16 protein-coding genes are annotated in these 16,698 nt (G+C 62.7%); 10 read left to right on the top strand and 6 right to left on the bottom strand.

The window, feature by feature from the left end; translation table 11 throughout:
* Positions 1-492 precede the first annotated feature (492 nt).
* Positions 493-726, top strand: coding sequence for a helix-turn-helix transcriptional regulator (locus tag PVV54_RS16635; protein ID WP_274906313.1), 234 nt, complete (start codon positions 493-495; stop codon positions 724-726).
* A 98-nt stretch (positions 727-824) separates the two neighbouring features.
* Here PVV54_RS16635 and PVV54_RS16630 read toward each other — a convergent pair whose 3' ends face one another.
* From PVV54_RS16630 to PVV54_RS16620, 3 genes are read right to left on the bottom strand one after another with little or no spacing between them, the layout of a single operon-like run.
* Positions 825-1,706: an SMP-30/gluconolactonase/LRE family protein gene (locus PVV54_RS16630; RefSeq protein ID WP_274906312.1), complete on the bottom strand. Its 882-nt coding sequence runs from the start codon at positions 1,704-1,706 to the stop codon at positions 825-827.
* Positions 1,707-1,721: 15 nt separating this feature from the next.
* Entirely contained in the window at positions 1,722-2,552 is an 831-nt protein-coding gene (locus tag PVV54_RS16625) for an NAD-dependent epimerase/dehydratase family protein (RefSeq protein ID WP_274906311.1), read from the bottom strand.
* Between the two features lie 27 nt (positions 2,553-2,579).
* The gene (locus PVV54_RS16620) at positions 2,580-3,305 is read right to left on the bottom strand and encodes an oligogalacturonate-specific porin KdgM family protein (protein ID WP_274906310.1); all 726 of its coding nucleotides are present in this window, start codon (positions 3,303-3,305) and stop codon (positions 2,580-2,582) included.
* Positions 3,306-3,658: 353 nt separating this feature from the next.
* On the opposite strand from PVV54_RS16620, the gene PVV54_RS16615 reads away from it, so the two are divergent.
* The 8 genes from PVV54_RS16615 to PVV54_RS16580 all read left to right on the top strand — a co-directional run bounded on the left by PVV54_RS16615 (position 3,659) and on the right by PVV54_RS16580 (position 13,702).
* Positions 3,659-4,813 (top strand): mandelate racemase family protein, encoded by a 1,155-nt coding sequence (locus PVV54_RS16615; protein ID WP_274906309.1) that lies wholly within the window; start codon positions 3,659-3,661, stop codon positions 4,811-4,813.
* A gap of 70 nt (positions 4,814-4,883) precedes the next feature.
* A complete protein-coding gene (locus tag PVV54_RS16610; protein WP_274906308.1) occupies positions 4,884-6,494 on the top strand; it encodes an ABC transporter substrate-binding protein in 1,611 nt (536 codons plus the stop codon).
* Between the two features lie 28 nt (positions 6,495-6,522).
* Positions 6,523-7,560, top strand: coding sequence for an ABC transporter permease (locus tag PVV54_RS16605; RefSeq protein ID WP_274906307.1), 1,038 nt, complete (start codon positions 6,523-6,525; stop codon positions 7,558-7,560).
* A gap of 54 nt (positions 7,561-7,614) precedes the next feature.
* Entirely contained in the window at positions 7,615-9,225 is a 1,611-nt protein-coding gene (locus PVV54_RS16600) for an ABC transporter substrate-binding protein (RefSeq protein WP_274906306.1), read from the top strand.
* 24 nt (positions 9,226-9,249) lie between these two features.
* Complete coding sequence (locus PVV54_RS16595) at positions 9,250-10,167, top strand: ABC transporter permease (RefSeq protein WP_274906305.1); 918 nt, start codon at positions 9,250-9,252, stop codon at positions 10,165-10,167.
* 11 nt (positions 10,168-10,178) lie between these two features.
* Entirely contained in the window at positions 10,179-11,018 is an 840-nt protein-coding gene (locus PVV54_RS16590; RefSeq protein WP_274906304.1) for an ABC transporter ATP-binding protein, read from the top strand.
* A 10-nt stretch (positions 11,019-11,028) separates the two neighbouring features.
* Positions 11,029-11,790 (top strand): ABC transporter ATP-binding protein, encoded by a 762-nt coding sequence (locus PVV54_RS16585; protein ID WP_274906303.1) that lies wholly within the window; start codon positions 11,029-11,031, stop codon positions 11,788-11,790.
* Between the two features lie 133 nt (positions 11,791-11,923).
* Positions 11,924-13,702, top strand: a complete 1,779-nt coding sequence (locus PVV54_RS16580; RefSeq protein ID WP_274906302.1) for a glycoside hydrolase family 28 protein — start codon at positions 11,924-11,926, stop codon at positions 13,700-13,702.
* A 6-nt stretch (positions 13,703-13,708) separates the two neighbouring features.
* On the opposite strand, the gene PVV54_RS16575 is transcribed toward PVV54_RS16580, so the two are convergent.
* A complete protein-coding gene (locus PVV54_RS16575) occupies positions 13,709-14,452 on the bottom strand; it encodes a FadR/GntR family transcriptional regulator (protein WP_274910451.1) in 744 nt (247 codons plus the stop codon).
* Between the two features lie 97 nt (positions 14,453-14,549).
* Here PVV54_RS16575 and PVV54_RS16570 point away from each other — a divergent pair, with 97 nt between their 5' ends.
* Positions 14,550-15,236: a FadR/GntR family transcriptional regulator gene (locus PVV54_RS16570; protein WP_274906301.1), complete on the top strand. Its 687-nt coding sequence runs from the start codon at positions 14,550-14,552 to the stop codon at positions 15,234-15,236.
* A gap of 92 nt (positions 15,237-15,328) precedes the next feature.
* Here the strand turns inward: PVV54_RS16570 and PVV54_RS16565 are convergent, their stop codons facing one another.
* Together PVV54_RS16565 and PVV54_RS16560 are read right to left on the bottom strand one after the other, a co-directional pair.
* Entirely contained in the window at positions 15,329-16,099 is a 771-nt protein-coding gene (locus PVV54_RS16565) for an SDR family NAD(P)-dependent oxidoreductase (protein ID WP_274906300.1), read from the bottom strand.
* A 49-nt stretch (positions 16,100-16,148) separates the two neighbouring features.
* The gene (locus tag PVV54_RS16560) at positions 16,149-16,691 is read right to left on the bottom strand and encodes an AAA family ATPase (protein WP_274906299.1); all 543 of its coding nucleotides are present in this window, start codon (positions 16,689-16,691) and stop codon (positions 16,149-16,151) included.
* Between the last annotated feature and the right edge of the window lie 7 nt (positions 16,692-16,698).

Raw genomic sequence — 16,698 nt, 5'->3', positions numbered from 1 at the left:
GATTATCTGCGGTGCATGCACTTTCTTTCAGTTTGGTCGTTAGCGTTGTGATTTTTTTGAGTGGGTTAACAAAATCTTCAGATTTTGCGATTACGCCGATTTTTTCTTCAGTTCCCACTCAGGTGAACGGTACGGGCCTAGATTGCTTTCGCGGGCGGCACTCGATATTCAGGCCATCACGAGGCTCAAGTGGGTGATTGGGGGCGCTTTGCGCCCCATCGCGGATGAATCCGCTCCTACAAGAGCTGTACAGGATTTTGTTTTTGAGTAAGGCAGTTGGGTCGCAATGCCCCTCGGTAGTCAATGTTCATCGCTTTCTGTGGCCTTAAGGCTACAAAATAGTCAGTTCTGAGCATTTTTGTAGCCCTGGTGCTACAGGGCGAGATAAGAGATTAGTTGCTTGCGTGTGGCTCAAGGGCTACATAACTGACCAAAACGCTTATTTTTGATGCTCAGGGGCTACAAACGTCCTCTCTATACGATGTTGCCGAAATGCTGAAGCAAGCCCGGCGAAATGCAAAGCTCAGCCAAGAGCTGCTAGCTAGCCGCGCAGGCGTATCACGCTCTACCGTGGCTCGGATGGAAACACTGGCCAAAGGTGATATGAGCGTTTTAGCGCTTGTTCGACTGCTGGAACCCGCCGGTTACGATCTGAAAGTGGTCAAGGCTGGTAATGAGCGAACAGTAGAGGACATTCTCAACGAGCAGCGCACTGGAGGCGTTTGATCATGATGCTTGATGTCCATGTGCGCTCAAGGCTTGTGGCCAGGCCATATCAGTCTGCACTGCTCGGCAAAAGGTGATTCAGGTGAGCGGTTTCAGCCTCAAACCCGCGCCACCACCTCAGCAATCCCCGTCACCCCCGGATCCAGCGCAAACACCCCACCCGCCAACGGCTGATCGCTCAAATCCACCCCCTGCGGCCGAATGGACGTCACAAATAACGTATCCATCCGCGCCCCGCCAAACGCACACATGGTCGGCTTCTTCACCGGCACCTCCAGCGCCCGGTCCAGCCGCCCATCCGGCGTGAATCGCAACACCAGCCCGGCATCAATCGCACAAATCCAGTAACACCCTTCAACGTCCACCGCCGCCCCATCCGGCCGCCCGGGATGCTGGTTCATATCAACAAACACCCTGCGGTTATGCGGCGTGCCAGTGTCAATGTCATAGTCATACGCCCAGATCGTCTGCACGCTCGGGTGCGAGTCCGACAGGTACATCGTGCGGCCATCGGGGCTGAACGCCATCCCGTTGGGCACCTTGAACCCATCCAGCCGCGCCGGCAGCACCTCAAGATGCGGCTCAAACCGGTAGAGCGCCCCAGTCGGCTCACCACCCAGGTTCGTCTGCAACGTGCCCGCCCAAAACCGCCCTTGCCGGTCACAACGCCCATCGTTGAAGCGCATCTGTTCCCGCGCATGTTCCACAGCTGCGGCAGGCTCGGCATGCAGCCGGCCATCATCCCCGGGCGTCAGCAGGCAAATCCCATGCTCCCGCGCGCCCAACCATTTGCCATCGCCAGCGAGGGCAATGCACCCCAGCATCTCTTCCCCTTGCCAGGTCCGCGTCTGCCCGTCCGCCTGCCAGCGGTGCAGCCGGCCAGCGGGAATGTCGACCCAGTACAAGGCATTTTCCTCGGGGTGCCACACCGGGCTTTCACCCGTGGCGTTACGTGCATCAACCAACAATTCGGCCGTCATCGGGCAGCTCCGGGTTCAGTCGTCAAAGGGGCCGGCAGTGGTAAACGCACCACCTTGCAATAGCGCGGAGCGGTCATCAGCTGCGGGCTTGGGCAGCGCTTCCATCTGCGCACGAAAACGCTCGGAGCTGTCTTTCGGCGCAAACCCCAGGTGCGCCGCAAACCGGTTGCTCCACCACACATCGCGGTTATCCGACATGCCATACACCACGGTATGCCCAACGCCCTCGCACACCAGCGCACGCTCCACCAGATGATCGAGGTCGTCATAGCTCAACCAGGTGCTGAGCATGCGCACGTTACGCGGCTCGGGGAATGATGACCCTATGCGCAAGCTGACCGTCTCAATGCCATACCGGTGAAAGTAAAACGTGGCCAGGTCCTCGCCATAGGCCTTGGACAACCCGTAATAACAGTCAGGCCGGCGAGGGGAGTGGGCGTCCACCTGTTCGTCCTGCGGGTAAAAGCCGGTTACATGGTTGGAGCTGGCAAACACCACGCGCTTGATGCCGTGCTTGCGCGCCGCTTCATAGATATGAAAGGTGCCACGAATGTTGGCATCCAGTATCGACTCAAAGTCGCGCTCGGTGCTGATGCCGCCCAGGTGCACGATGGCATCCACATCCTGGGCCAGCGCCAGTACCGCCGCCTTGTCCGCCAGGTTGCAGCTCACCACTTCTTCATGGTCGCCCGCCGCCGGGGCCATGGCGCTGATGTCCGAAACCCGCACCACATTGGCATGGGCCTGCAAGCGTTCGCGCATGACCTGGCCAAGGCCGCCAGCGGCGCCGGTCAGCAGCAGGCGGTTGAACGGTTTTGGGGTGTCGCGGTGGTTGAAGTTACTCATGACGGTCGCCGTAGTTTGAAGGAGGAATTACAGGAAGTTGTACTGCACGCCCACGCGCCAGCGGGCCTGGCGGTCGTCGGTGTAGGCGTTGACCTTGATGTCGCCCACTTCCATGAAGGGCGACCATTCCTTGTTGAGCTTGTATTTGATGATCAGGTTCTGCTCGTAGTCGCTCTTCTTGTTGTCGTAGCGGATGTAGTCGGTCTGGAAGTGGATGTACTGGTACTCGAAGGCCCACGGGCCTTTGGGGGTGTAGCCCAGCCAGCCTTCGTAGCGGGTGGTGTTCTGGTCGTCTTTGGCGCGGTCGGATTTGCTGTGGTCGACCTGGTCGCGGTCCAGGCTGCGCGCGTCCTGGCGCAGGCGGGCGGCGACGTACCAGGTGTCGTTGATCTTGTAGCTGTACTTGAGGCCGAACTTGTAGGTGGTGGCGTCTTTCACGCTCTCCATCTGGAAGGCCGGGGTCAGCGTCGACTGTGGGCTCAGCTTGTAGTTGTAGTCCACGGTGAATTCATGGCCGTTGTTGACCATGTTGTCGTACGCGACGTCTTCGCGGTCGCCGCCGGTGCGGTACTTCATCTCGGCGGCAAAGCCCAGGCCGCTGTCCTTGCGGTAATTGAGCTTGATGCGGTCGGAATGGATGCTGTCGTCTTCGGTGTAGCCGTGGCGGTAGTTGATGCTGGCCGAGTCGGCGCACGCATGAAAAGACAAGCCAAGGCAGCCAACTGCAAGCAGATTGCGGAGTGTGGTGTTCATGCGATCTTCTTTTTTTGTTTTTGTCGAGGTCGTTCTGGAACGGGTTGCCTGGCTTGGGCGAGGTGCGGCCACCGGCTCAGGTGGCAGAAAAGTTATCGTACAACCTGAGGGTTGTCTATTTTTTCTTGCAAAGTTGTCATATAACGCCGCAACTTACGTTTAAGTTGTTGTTATTGCTGTATTTGTTGGCTTTGTGTGACGTGCATCTCACCCGGTGTGGCAGATGGTTGAGCATGGAAATGGCACAAAATAAACTTCAAAAGAGGTGCTTTCCAAAAGATGTCTGATGACGTAGAGTCCTGCTCAGAGCGTGACTCACCCGCCATAAATCCAATAAGAAGGTTCAGACGTCCATGATCATTACCGCTGTAAACGTCCAGATTTTTTCCTACCCCACACGCCGTGCCGTCGACAGTGCAGGCCATGCACACCCGGGCGATGTAACCCAGGCGCAGATGGCGCTGCTGCGCATCCGCACCGAGTGCGGCAACGAGGGCTACGCACTGGGCGCACCCGAGCTGATCCGCCCCTATGTGCTGGATGGCTTTGTGCGCAAGGTGCTGGTGGGGGCCAATGCCTTCGACCGGGAAAAAATCTGGCACGACCTTGCGCACTGGCAGCGTGGCAGCGCCAGCCAGCTCACCGACCGTGCCCTGGCGCTGGTGGAGCAGGCGTTGTGGGACTGGGCCGGGCGCAAGCTGAATGTGCCGGTGTACAAACTGATTGGTGGCTACCGCGACAAGGTGCCGGCCTACGGCTCGACCATGTGCGGCGACGAGCTGCCGGGCGGGTTGTCGACGCCGGAGGAGTACGGCCGCTTCGCCGAAAAGCTGGTGGCACGCGGCTACAAGGCCATCAAGCTGCACACCTGGATGCCGCCGGTGTCGTTCGCGCCCAGCGTGGCCATGGACATCAAGGCCTGCGCCGCCGTGCGTGAGGCGGTGGGGCCGGACATCGCGCTGATGATCGACGGCTACCACTGGTACAGCCGCACCGACGCGCTGACCATCGGCCGCGCGCTGGAAAAACTCGATTTCGCCTGGTTCGAAGAGCCGATGATGGAGGATTCCGCCGAGTCCTATGCCTGGTTGTCCAGCCAGCTGGACATCCCCGTGCTCGGCCCGGAGAGCCTCGGCGGCAAACACTTGAGCCGCGCCAGTTGGGTAAAGAACGACGTGTGCGATATCTTGCGTGCCGGCGTGGCCGGTGTGGGCGGTATCGCACCGTGCCTGAAGGTGGCGCACATGGCCGAGTCGTTCGGCATGGACTGCGAAATCCACGGCAACGGCGCGGCCAACCTGTCGGTGGTCGGTGCGATCAAAAACTGCACCTGGTACGAGCGTGGCCTGTTGCACCCGTTTCTGGACTACGACGAGGTGCCGGCGTATCTCAAGCGCCTGGTCGACCCGATGGACGCCGACGGCTTCGTGCACCTGTCGAACCTGCCGGGCCTGGGGGAGGACATCGACTTCGATTACGTCGAGACCAACACGCTGCGCAGCTTCTGATTCGTGGCATGGCGGCGTGCTGAAGGCGCGCCGCCCGAGAGTCCAATAACTACAAAAAAGGCTTTCTCACATGAAGGGTTTCCCAAGATTCTGGGCGGGGGTGCTTGCGGCATCACTCACCCTGGCGCAGGTGCCTGCCGCGCTAGCCAAAACGCCGGCCGACCAGTTGATTGTCGGCATGAGCATGATCAACCTGCTGTCGCTGGACCCGGCCGCGGCTACCGGGCTGGATGTGTCGGAGGTCAACGCCAACCTGTACGACATGCTGCTGGTGCAGGATGCCAAACAGCCCGACCAGTTGGTGCCGGCGCTGGCCGAACGCTGGCAGGTCAGCGACGACCGCAAGACCCTCACCTTCAACCTGCGCCAAGGGGTGCAGTTCCAGTCTGGCAATGCGCTCACGGCCGAGGATGTCGCCTGGTCGCTGCAGCGTGTGCTCAAGCTGAACCTGGCCCTGGCTTCAACCTGGAAGGCCTATGGCTTTACGGCCGACAACGTCGAGCAACACATGCGCGCCACGGATGAGCACACCTTCGTGCTCGACCTGCCGCGCCCCACCGACCCGATGCTGGTGCTCAACACCCTGGCCACGTCGCCCAGTGCCTTCATCCTCGATCGCAAGGTGGTGCTGCAACACCAGCAGGGCAACGACCTGGGCGGGGCCTGGCTCACCACCCACGCGGCCGGCAGCGGGCCGTTCATTCTCAAGGACTGGCGCGCCAACGACGTGATCCTGATGAACCGCTTCGACGGCTACTGGGGCGGCCCGGCCAAGCTCAAGCGCGTGGTCATGCGCAACATGACCGAGTCGCAGTCGCTGCGGCTGATGGTCGAACGCGGTGACCTGGACCTGGCCAAAGGCATGTCCGCGCCCGACATCGAAGCCCTGGAAAAGTCCGACCAGGTACGCACCCAGACCGTACAGCGTGGCACGCTCTATTACGTGGCCCTGAGCGTGAAAAACAAGCCCTTCGACGACGCCCGCGTGCGCCGGGCCGTGCGTTCGTTGATCGACTACCAGGGTATCAACCAGACCGTGATGCCCCATTATGGCCAGCTTAACCAGCGCCCACTGCCCCTGGGCCTGCCCGCGCGGCTGGACGACCCGGGCTACACCCTGAACGTGGCCGAAGCCAAAAAGCTGCTGGCCGAAGCGGGTTACCCCAACGGTTTCAACACCACCATCCGCGTGCTGACCGAGCCGCCCTTCATCAACATCGCCTCCAGCCTGCAGGCCACCCTGGCCCAGGCCGGCATCAAGGCCACCATCGTCACCGGCACCGGCAACCAGGTGTATGGCGCCATGCGTGACCGCACCTTCGACATGCTGGTCGGCCGTGGCGGCGGTGGTGCCGAACGCCACCCGCATTCCAGCCTGCGCACGCTGGTGTACAACCCGGACAACCGCGACGCCGCCAAGCTCAGCAACTTCCAGGGCTGGCGCACTTCGTTCTACAGCCCGGAGCTGAACCAGCTGATCGAGCAAGCCGAAGTAGAGCCCGACAAGGCGCGGCAACTGGCGCAGTACCAGCAGATCCAGAACACCCTGGACCAGCAAGTGGGGGCGATTTTACCCGTGTCGCAGATGACCGACACCGTGGTGCTGTACCACGACGTTCAGGATTATCAGGCCCACAGCGCCGCCACCACCCGCTACAAAGACGTGTACAAAGCGCGCTGAGCCGAACTGCCTTTTTCAGGAGCCTGTTATGTTGCTTTCAACTGCCTCTGTGTTCGGCACCCGGGTGTCCGGCACTGCCCGCCGGGCCAGCACGGTGCTGGTCACCCTGCTGGGCCTGCTGGCGATGACGTTTTTCATTGGCCGGGTGATGCCGCTGGACCCGGTGCTGGCCGTGGTCGGCCCTGATGCCGACAGCTCCACCTACGAACAGGTGTACCGGGCCATGGGCCTGGACAAACCGCTGTGGGCGCAGTTCGGCCTGTACCTCAGCGACCTGCTGCACGGCGACTTCGGCAACGCGCTGCTTACCGGCCACCCGGTGCTGGAAGACATCAAGCGCGTGTTCCCGGCCACCATCGAGCTGGCCACTCTGGCGATCCTGTTTGGCATCGTCATCGGCCTGCCGCTGGGCGTGGTCGCGGCCAGCAATCAGGGGCGGGTGGGCGACCATGTGGCGCGGGTGATCACGCTGTTCGGTTACTCCACGCCGATTTTCTGGGTGGGCATGATGGGCCTGCTGGTGTTCTACGCCTGGCTGGGTTGGGCGGGCGGGGCAGGGCGCATCGACCTGGCCTACGACGGCATGGTCGATGAGGTTACCGGCCTGCTGCTGATCGACACCGCGCTGGCCCGTGACTGGGAAGCCTTTGCCAGTGCCTTGCGCCATATCGTGTTGCCGGCGTTGATCCTGGGCTTGAACTCGGTGGCCTACATCAGCCGCATGACCCGCAGCTTCATGCTTGAACAGCTGTCGCAGGAATACATCATCACCGCCCGGGTAAAAGGCCTGTCGCGCCGCCAGGTGGTGTGGGGCCATGCGTTTCGCAACATCCTCGTGCAACTGCTCACCGTGGTGGCGCTGGCCTATGGCTCGCTGCTCGAAGGCGCGGTGCTGATCGAAACGGTGTTTGCCTGGCCGGGCTTTGGCCAGTACCTCACCAGCAGCCTGATGCTTGGTGACATGAACGCGGTGATGGGTTGCGTGCTGATCATCGGCCTGATCTTCGTTGCCCTCAACCTGGTCAGCGACGCGCTGTACAAAGTGTTCGACCCAAGGACCCGCTGAGCCCGCCTCAGCCACGCGAACACAGTGAACAACAATAAAAAGAAGGACGCCCACATGAACATTGCATTCCCCACCTTGCGCCTGAGCCTGCTGGGCGCATTGCTGGCTTTAGGCCCAATGGCGCCGGCCCTGGCGAAGACGCCGGCCGACCAACTGGTGGTCGGCATGAGCATGGTCAACCTGTTTTCCATCGACCCTGCCAACGCCCCCGGCCTGGATGCCTCCGGCATCAATGCCAACCTGTACGACACGCTGGTCAAGCGCGACAACGGCAACCCGGAACAGCACCTGCCACAACTGGCCGAGCGCTGGCAGGTGAGCGACGACGGCAAGCAAGTTACCTTCCACCTGCGCAGCGATGTGAAGTTCCATTCCGGCAACCCGCTCACCGCTGAAGACGTGGCCTGGTCGCTGTACCGGGTGATGAAGCTCAACTTTGGCCTGGCCACCACCTGGAAGGCCTACGGCTACACCGTCGACAACATTCAGGGGCTGATCCGCGCCACCGATGCCCACACCCTGGTGATCGACCTGCCGCAGCCCACCGATCCCTTGCTGCTGATCGACTCGCTGGCGACCTCACCCAGCGCGGTGGTGGTCGACCGGCTGCAAGCGTTGAAGCACGAAAAGAACGGCGACCTGGGCGCTGCCTGGCTGGTCACCAACGAGGCGGGCAGCGGGCCGTACACCCTGAGCAAATGGAGCGCCAACGACGCCTTGATCATGACCCGCTTCGACGGCTACTGGGCAGGCCCGGCCAAGATGAAGCGGGTGCTGGTGCGGCACATGACCGAGTCGCAATCGCTGCGCCTGATGCTGGAGCGCGGCGACCTGGACCTGGCCTTTGGCATGGCCGCGCCCGACATCAAGGCCATCGAGCACGCGGCCACGTTGCAGGTGCAGCCCCTGCAACGCGGCACCATGTACTACGTGGCCATGAGCATGAAGCAGCCGCAGTTCGCCAACCAGAAAGTGCGCGAAGCGGTGCGCAACCTGATCGACTACCAGGGCATCGACCAACAGGTGATGCCGCATTACGGCGTGCTCAACCAGCAGCCCATGCAGCTGGGCTTGCAGGCGCGCCTGCCCGACCCGGGCTACCACCTCGACGTCGCCAAGGCCAAGGCGCTGCTGGCCGAAGCGGGCTACCCGCAAGGCTTCACCACCACCATCCGCACGCTGTCCGAACCGCCTTTCATCGACATCGCCGCCCGCATGCAGGCCACCCTGGCCGAAGGCGGGATCAAGGCCAGCATCGTCACCGGCACCGGCAACCAGGTGTACGGCGCCATGCGCGCACGCAACTTCGACATGATCGTGGCGCGGGGCGCCGAGCGTTACCCGCACCCGTACTTCAGCCTGCGCACCTTTGCCTACAACCCCGACAACAGCGACGCGGCGGGCCTGCCGAACTTCCAGGGCTGGCGCGCTTCGTTCTTCGACCAGCAGCTTAACCAGCTGATCGACCAGGCCGGGGTCGAGCGCGATGCGGGCAAGCGCCTGGGCCTGTACCACCAGGCGCAGCAGCGCTACGACCAGCAAGTGGGCCCGATCATGATGATTTCGCAAATGACCGACACCGCCGTTAGTGCGGCCGATATCCGGGGCTTCAGCGGCGATGACGCCGAAGCCACCCGTTACCTGGGCGTCTACAAGCAACGCTGATACGTTTAGCTCCGGAGCATGCCAATGATTGCCAACATGTCTTCATCCGATACCGGCGCCAAGGCGCAGGCGGCCCCTATGCCAGCCTCCAGCCTCGACGCGTTGTGCCAAAGCAGCCTCAAGGTGCTGCGCCACCTGCTGCGCAACCCGCTGACCCTGGTGGGGTTGCTGGTGGCCACGATGCTGGTGGTGGTGGCGGCGTTCGCGCCGTGGATCGCCACCCACGACCCGGTGGCGCAAAACCTTGCCAACGCCTTGCAGGCGCCCGGCGCCGCGCACTGGTTCGGCACCGACGAGTACGGCCGCGACATCTTCAGCCGGCTGGTGTACGGCTCGCGCATCACGCTGTACATCATCACCCTGGTCACGGTGATCGTCGGCCCCATCGGGCTGTTCATCGGCACCGTGTCGGGTTACTTCGGCGGTATCGTCGATACCGTGTTCATGCGCATCACCGACATCTTCATCTCGTTCCCCAGCCTGGTGCTGGCGCTGGCCTTCATCGCCGCGCTCGGCCCTGGCCTGGAGCATGCCGTGGTGGCCATCGCGCTCACCTCCTGGCCGCCGATCGCCCGCCTGGCGCGAGCCGAAACGTTATCGCTGCGCAAGGCCGACTTTGTGGTGGCGGTGCAACTGCAAGGGGCGTCGCCTGCGCGCATCATCCTTCGCCACATCGTGCCCATGTGCCTGTCGTCGGTGATCATCCGCCTGACCATGAACATGGCCGGCATCATCCTCACCGCCGCCGCATTGGGCTTTCTCGGCCTGGGCGCCCAGGCGCCGTTGCCGGAGTGGGGGGCGATGATCTCCACCGGGCGGCGCTACATGCTCGAATGCTGGTGGCTGGTGGCGGTACCGGGTGCAGCGATCATGCTGGTGAGCCTGGCGTTCAACCTGCTGGGCGATGGCCTGCGGGACATTCTCGACCCACGTAGCGAATAACCGGAGGCTTTATGTCGGCACACAAACTCAATGTCGATTCGCTTAACGTGCGCTTCGTCAATGGCAAGAAAGTGATGCACGCGGTGCGCGATGTGTCGTTCACCCTGGGGCGGGAAAAGCTGGCCATTGTGGGCGAATCCGGCTCGGGCAAGTCCACGGTCGGGCGCAGCTTGCTCAAGCTGCACCCGGCCAGCGCACAGATCACTGCCAAGGCCCTGAACTTTGGCGACGTGGACCTGCTCGGCGCCAGTGAAAAGGCCATGCAGAAAATCCGTGGCAACCGCATCTCGATGATCATGCAAGACCCGAAATACTCGCTCAACCCGGTGGTCAAGGTGGGCGACCAGATCGCCGAGGCGTACCTGGCGCACCACAAGGCCAGCCGCAGCGAAGCCCGCGAGCGGGTGTTGCTGATGCTGGAAAAGGTGCACATCCGCGACCCGCAGCGGGTGTACAACCTGTACCCGCACGAAGTCAGCGGCGGCATGGGCCAACGCATCATGATCGCCATGATGGTAATCACCAACCCGGAGGTGATCATTGCCGACGAGCCCACCTCGGCGCTGGATGTGTCGGTGCGCCAGCAAGTGCTGAACGTGCTGGAAGAGTTGGTGGTGGAGCAGCAGATGGGGCTGGTGTTCGTCAGCCACGACCTCAACCTGGTGCGCAACTACTGCGACCGGGTGTTGGTGATGTACGCCGGGCGGGTGGTCGAGTCGCTGGCCGCCTGCGACCTGCATTACGCCGAACACCCCTATACCCGTGGCCTGCTGGCGGCCTTGCCCAGCATGGACAACCGCCGCCCACGCCTGCCGGTGTTGCAACGCGACCCGCTGTGGCTCACCTGCTGAGGGACTTGTTATGTCGATGATCCAAGCACACGCGCTGAACCTGAGTTTTGGCGCAGGCTCCACGCTCAACCAGGTGCTGCATGATGTGAACCTCAGCGTCGAGGACGGCGAGTCGTTCGGTTTGGTGGGTGAGTCGGGCTCCGGCAAAACCACCGTGCTGCGTTGCCTGGCCGGCCAGTACCGGCACTGGAGCGGGGCGCTGAGCATTGCCGGCGTGCCGCTGCAGCACAAAATCCCAAAGGAACATTTTCGCAAGGTGCAGATGGTGTTTCAGGACCCGTACGGCTCATTGCACCCGCGCCACACCATCGACACGGCCCTGCGCGAGCCGTTGATCATCCATGCCATGGACGAGCGTGACGACCGCATCAACGACATCCTGGCCAAGGTCGGTTTGAACGAGAGCTTCCGCTATCGCTACCCGCACCAGTTGTCCGGCGGGCAGCGCCAGCGGGTGGCGATTGCCCGGGCGTTGATCCTGCAGCCGCGGGTGTTGCTGCTGGACGAACCGACCTCGGCGCTGGATGTGTCGGTGCAGGCCGAGATCCTTAACCTGCTGGCAGATTTGCGTGAGCGCGAGAAACTCACCTACCTGATGGTCACGCACGATTTGGGCGTGGTCAGCCACCTGTGCGACAAGGTGGCGGTGATGCAGCACGGGCGGATCGTCGAGCGGCTGGACAGCCAGGCCCTGAGCCAGGACCTGGCCTGCCACGACTACACCCGCATGCTGGTGCAGGCCAGCCGCGACTTCAGTGCTGAATTGACCTGACGACCCTCCCTTGTAGGAGCGGCTTCAGCCGCGATCACCGGCAACGCCGGTGCCATCCACCGCGTCGGCTTCATCGCGGCTGAAGCCGCTCCTACAGAGGTTGCGCAATAGCCTGATTACAAGGAAGCCATCCATGCAATGTACAAACCTCCTGGCAGGCACCCTGGCCATGGCCGTCAGCCTGCCACTCTGGGCCCTCGACGCCCCGGTAAAACCCCAAATCCCCACCCTGGCCTACGACGACCAGCACATCATTCTGGTCTGGCAAAAACCCGCCAACCACACCAACATCACCGATTACCACATCTACGCCAACGGCAAACTGCTCGGCAGCAGCAACACCAACAACACCCAGGTCTCCCCAGCCAAGCCCTACATCGACCAGTTCTACCGCCAGGACACCCGCCAGTTCCACCACCGCATCGCCATCCACAGCTTCACCGCCCAAGGCCTGAAGCCAAACACCGAGTACCGCTTCACCGTGCGCTCGGTTGGCCGTAATGGCCAGGAGTCCGCCGACAGCGCCGTGGTGGTGCAACGTACCACCAAGGTGCCAGCGCTGTTCGATGTAAAACGCTACGGCGCCAAAGGCGACGGTCAAACCCTCGACACCGCCGCCATCCAGCACGCCATCGACGCCTGCACCACCGGTTGCAAGGTGCTGCTGCCACCCGGCACCTACAAAAGCGGTGCCCTGTACCTGAAAAGCAACATGACCCTGGAAATCGCCGAAGGCGCCACGCTGCTCGGCTCCGACCGCCCCGAGGATTACCCGCGCGACGGCTACATCCAGTACCCGTATTCCACCACCGTGCGGCCGGCCTCGCTGATCAACGCCTTGCCCCGCGACCCACACCAGCATCAGCATTTCGAGAACATCCGCATCGTCGGCAAGGGCATCATCGACGGCAATGGCTGGAAGCGCAGCGCCGACGTGCTTGATGAGCGCGGCCAGCCGTTGCCGGTGTATCTGGCCAGCGACAACACCCGCTACATGCAGGATGGCGTGCTGGCCAAGGCCCAGGTCGAGCGGGCGGTGGCCGAGGGCATGAACGTGAAGGACGCCTACGGCCAGATGCGTTCATCGTTGATCACCCTGCGCAACGTGAAGAACGTGTTCTACGGCGGCTTCACCGTGCTCAACCCGGCCTACCACGGCATCATGAACCTCGAAACCGAAAACGTGGTGCTGGCCAACACCACCCACAAAACCTTCGACGCCAACAACGGCGATGGCATCGAATTCGCCAACAGCCGGGGCGCGATGGTGTTCAACAACTTCTTCGACACCGGCGACGACTGCGTCAACTTCGCGGCGGGCACGGGCGCGCAGGCTGTCGAGCAGAAGCCCCAGGAAGATGCCTGGATCTTCAACAACTACTTCCGCAAGGGCCACGGCATGGTGGTGGCCGGCAGCCACACCGGGGCGTGGATCCAGAACATCCTGGCCGAAGACAACGTGTCCGATGGCACCGATGCCGGGCTGCGCATGAAAAGCACCAACTTCATGGGCGGCGGTGCCCGCAATGTGGTGTTCCGTGACTCGGCCATGCGCAACACGGCCAAGCAGGCGTTCATTTTTACCCTGGATTACAACGATCCCAACGCCAAGCTGGACTATCAGAAGTCAACGCTGGCGGGGCAGTTCCGCGATGTGCGGGTCAGTGATGTGACCGTGGAAAACGCCGGGTTGGCAGCCATCGAGGTGAAGGGCGACAGCCAGCACGGCGCCTATCACCAGGGGCTGGCCTTCGAGCGGGTGCGCTTCAGTGGGCCGGCCAAGGCGAAGATCGACGGCCTGCGCGATTCACGCTTCGACGGTGTGCACTTTGTCGAAACCGGCGGCGCCAACCCTTGGCAGGTGGCACTCAGCGACGGGCTGACGTTCCACGATGTCGAGCCCGCGCCGTAACCGGGCTTACTCGTTGTAGAACGCTTGCAGTTTCTGCGCCTCGCGCAAGCGCCTGCGGCTGTTGCTCAGGTGCAGGAACATCGCGGCACGTGCGGCATCCACTTGCTTGCTGGCGATGGCATCGAAGATCTGCTGGTGCTCGCTGTTGATGCCCGCGAGGTATGTGGTGCGGTTGCTCTGCCCGGTGTAGGCCGAGTTCATGCGCGTGCGCGGGATCAGCTTGGTGCCCAGGTGTTTCATGATGTCGATCAGGTAGTGGTTGCCCGCGGCCTTGGCGATTTTCAGGTGGAACTGGAAGTCGGCATTGGTGGTGCTGCCGGGCTTGTCCGGCCCTTGCAGCAGCGCATCCAGGGCCTGCTTCAGTTCTTCCAGTGCCTGCGGCGTGGCGCGCTCGGCGGCCATGCCGGCGGCTTGCACCTCAACACTCAGGCGAAACTCCAGCAGGTCGAGCACATCCGACAGTTGCACGATGGTGGGGGGGCCGACGTTGAAGCCTTCCGGTGCCGGCATGTCGAGTACGAAGGTGCCAACGCCGTGACGGGTTTCGACCAGCCCGGCGGCCTGCATGCGCGACATCGCATCGCGCACCACCGCGCGGCTCACGTTCTCGCTGAGCATGATCTGCGATTCAGTGGGCAGCTTTTCACCCCGTTTGAGCGTGCCTTCACGCATGCGCTGGGCAAAGCGTTCCACCAGGGTTTCGGCCAGGCGGCGAGGTTTGATGTGTGGGGAAGACAGGGAGGCCGCCATCATCGTGCTCACGGGAAATGAGCGGCCATTATAGTGGGTTTTGCCGTGACGCTGCGGGTACAATCTGCGGCTGACTGGCTTTGACGGATAACGCCCCATGGAGCCTACGGCCCCTCCAAAACGCCTGAGCCTGGCTCAGCAACTGATGCTCGAGTTGTCCCGGCAAATTCTTGCTGGCGAGTTGCCGGCAGGCAGCAAACTGCCGACCGAACAGGCGCTGACCGAAGCCCATGGCGTCAGCCGCACGGTGGTGCGCGAGGCGATGTCCAAATTGCAGGCCGAAGGCCTGGTGGAAACGCGGCGCGGCATCGGCACCTTTGTGCTCGACACGCCCCCGCCCGTGGATACCGAGGCCAGCCCGCCGCACAACGATGAGGCGTTTGACAGTGTGGCCATCATCGAATTGCGCTTGAGCCTTGAGGTGGAAGCCGCCGCCATCGCCGCCCAGCGCGCCACGCCCGAGCAGCTGCGCGCTATCGGCGCAGCGCTGGAGCAGGCCCATGCGCTTGGCCCGTTGCATGCCGATGCGGCCGCTGCCGAGTTTGCGTTCCACCTGCAGATAGCCCATTGCACCGGCAACAGCTTTTTCATCGATGCCATGACGCATCTGGGCAAGACCTTGGCGCGCATGCCCGGCGCGGAGGTTGACGAGCACCAGCGTGCGCAGCAGGTGCGCGAGCGCGAGCAGATCCATTCGGCGCTTGTGCACCGCGAGCCAGAGGCGGCGAGGGCGGCGATGCGTCTGCATCTGACTAACAAGTTGACGCATTGTCGCCAAGGGTGAAGCCCAAGGCCTGATGCTGAAACCAACGTAACCCCTGTAGGAGCGGCTTCAGCCGCGATCACCGGCGCAGCCGGTGCCATACACCGCGTCAGCTACCACTCAATCTTCTGACCATCCCACCCCCAGAACCCGCCACTGTCCCCCGGCCCAAACCGCCCCACCAACCCAATCACACACTGCGCCACAAACGCCGGCTCAAACAGTTTTCCCTCCGGCACATTCCCCTGAAACGGCCGCGACAATTCGGTGTCGGTCGTCCCGGGATGCAGCGCCAAAACCGTGGCCGCCGGGTTCAGGCGTTTGAGTTCGATGCTGGCCGTATGCAGCAACTGGTTGAGCGCCGCCTTGCTCGCGCGATAGCTGTACCACCCGCCCAGCCGGTTATCGCCAATTGACCCTACCCGGGCCGACAGCGCGGCGAAGGTTGCCGGGCCTTTGCGCAACAGTGGCAGCAGATGCTTGAGCAGCAAGATCGGCGCGAAGGCATTGGTGGCGAAGGTTGCCTGCAAACCGGCCAGGTCCAATTGTGCCAACGACTTCTCGGCTTTGGCGCCGTCCAGGTGAAGAATACCCAAGGTACAGACGACCAGATGCAGATGGGCACAAGCACGCCCGACTTCAATGGCGAGCGCAGCGATTGCCACCTCATCGCGCGCATCGCAATCGACCAGCACGATCCGTTCGCCGTGGGCAGCAACCAGCGCTGCGAGTGCCTCCGTGCCCCGGGCATGGCGGGCCACGGCCCACACCCGGTCAACGTCATCGCGGGCCAGCAACGTCGCACACAGGGCGAGGCCGATGCCTCGGCTTGCGCCGCACACCAGCACCTTGGCATTACCATTCAAGTCAGGGATCAGGCTCATGCAGCACCTCGATCAAGGGCAAGCAACACAACAGGTAGACCTGCGCCCGTCAAATGCGGTTCAGCATCGACGTGGGGCCGCCGCTGGCACGGGGCAAACCTTGCAGAAACGCCCGGACTTCACGCTTGCCCCGTAAATGCAGGGTAGGCACCTGCGGCCCCACTTTCTGGCGTACGGCCTCGATGCCTGGCCGATAATCGTGGTCGAAGGTCCACACAAACTTGAGGAAAGCCCGCTCGAAACGCTCATCACACCCCTCGGCGCGGTCGGGGCGAGGCTGGTTGCGCACCAAGCGCAGCAGCACACGGGTAAAGCAGGTCAGCCTTGGTGTGTCCAGCCAGATCACCAGGTCTGCACGTGGCAAGCGCAGGTCGAAGGTGCGCCGCGCGTAATTACCTTCGCACACCCAGGCCTCACCGGCCACGGCTTGGCGCACCCGGTCACGGAACTGTTCGGCGTCGGGTTCGGCCCAGCCAGGCTCCCAGAATAGCCGGTCCAGATGGACCACCGGCAGGTTCAGGCGTTCGCCGAGGGCGCGGGCAAGGGTGGATTTGCCGCTGCCGCCGTTACCGAGGATGACGATGCGTTGCATGGGGACT

The organism is Pseudomonas sp. PSKL.D1 (assembly GCF_028898945.1).
Lineage (GTDB): Bacteria > Pseudomonadota > Gammaproteobacteria > Pseudomonadales > Pseudomonadaceae > Aquipseudomonas.
Note: the sequence above shows the minus strand (reverse complement) of the source record. Positions and strands in the feature narration are given on the sequence as shown.

Coding starts and splice junctions, on each gene's coding strand:
- PVV54_RS16635 (WP_274906313.1), top strand. CDS start 493: ATGCTGAAGCAAGCCCGGCGAAATGCAAAGCTCAGCCAAGAGCTGCTA.
- PVV54_RS16630 (WP_274906312.1), bottom strand. CDS start 1,706: ATGACGGCCGAATTGTTGGTTGATGCACGTAACGCCACGGGTGAAAGC.
- PVV54_RS16625 (WP_274906311.1), bottom strand. CDS start 2,552: ATGAGTAACTTCAACCACCGCGACACCCCAAAACCGTTCAACCGCCTG.
- PVV54_RS16620 (WP_274906310.1), bottom strand. CDS start 3,305: ATGAACACCACACTCCGCAATCTGCTTGCAGTTGGCTGCCTTGGCTTG.
- PVV54_RS16615 (WP_274906309.1), top strand. CDS start 3,659: ATGATCATTACCGCTGTAAACGTCCAGATTTTTTCCTACCCCACACGC.
- PVV54_RS16610 (WP_274906308.1), top strand. CDS start 4,884: ATGAAGGGTTTCCCAAGATTCTGGGCGGGGGTGCTTGCGGCATCACTC.
- PVV54_RS16605 (WP_274906307.1), top strand. CDS start 6,523: ATGTTGCTTTCAACTGCCTCTGTGTTCGGCACCCGGGTGTCCGGCACT.
- PVV54_RS16600 (WP_274906306.1), top strand. CDS start 7,615: ATGAACATTGCATTCCCCACCTTGCGCCTGAGCCTGCTGGGCGCATTG.
- PVV54_RS16595 (WP_274906305.1), top strand. CDS start 9,250: ATGATTGCCAACATGTCTTCATCCGATACCGGCGCCAAGGCGCAGGCG.
- PVV54_RS16590 (WP_274906304.1), top strand. CDS start 10,179: ATGTCGGCACACAAACTCAATGTCGATTCGCTTAACGTGCGCTTCGTC.
- PVV54_RS16585 (WP_274906303.1), top strand. CDS start 11,029: ATGTCGATGATCCAAGCACACGCGCTGAACCTGAGTTTTGGCGCAGGC.
- PVV54_RS16580 (WP_274906302.1), top strand. CDS start 11,924: ATGCAATGTACAAACCTCCTGGCAGGCACCCTGGCCATGGCCGTCAGC.
- PVV54_RS16575 (WP_274910451.1), bottom strand. CDS start 14,452: ATGGCGGCCTCCCTGTCTTCCCCACACATCAAACCTCGCCGCCTGGCC.
- PVV54_RS16570 (WP_274906301.1), top strand. CDS start 14,550: ATGGAGCCTACGGCCCCTCCAAAACGCCTGAGCCTGGCTCAGCAACTG.
- PVV54_RS16565 (WP_274906300.1), bottom strand. CDS start 16,099: ATGAGCCTGATCCCTGACTTGAATGGTAATGCCAAGGTGCTGGTGTGC.
- PVV54_RS16560 (WP_274906299.1), bottom strand. CDS start 16,691: ATGCAACGCATCGTCATCCTCGGTAACGGCGGCAGCGGCAAATCCACC.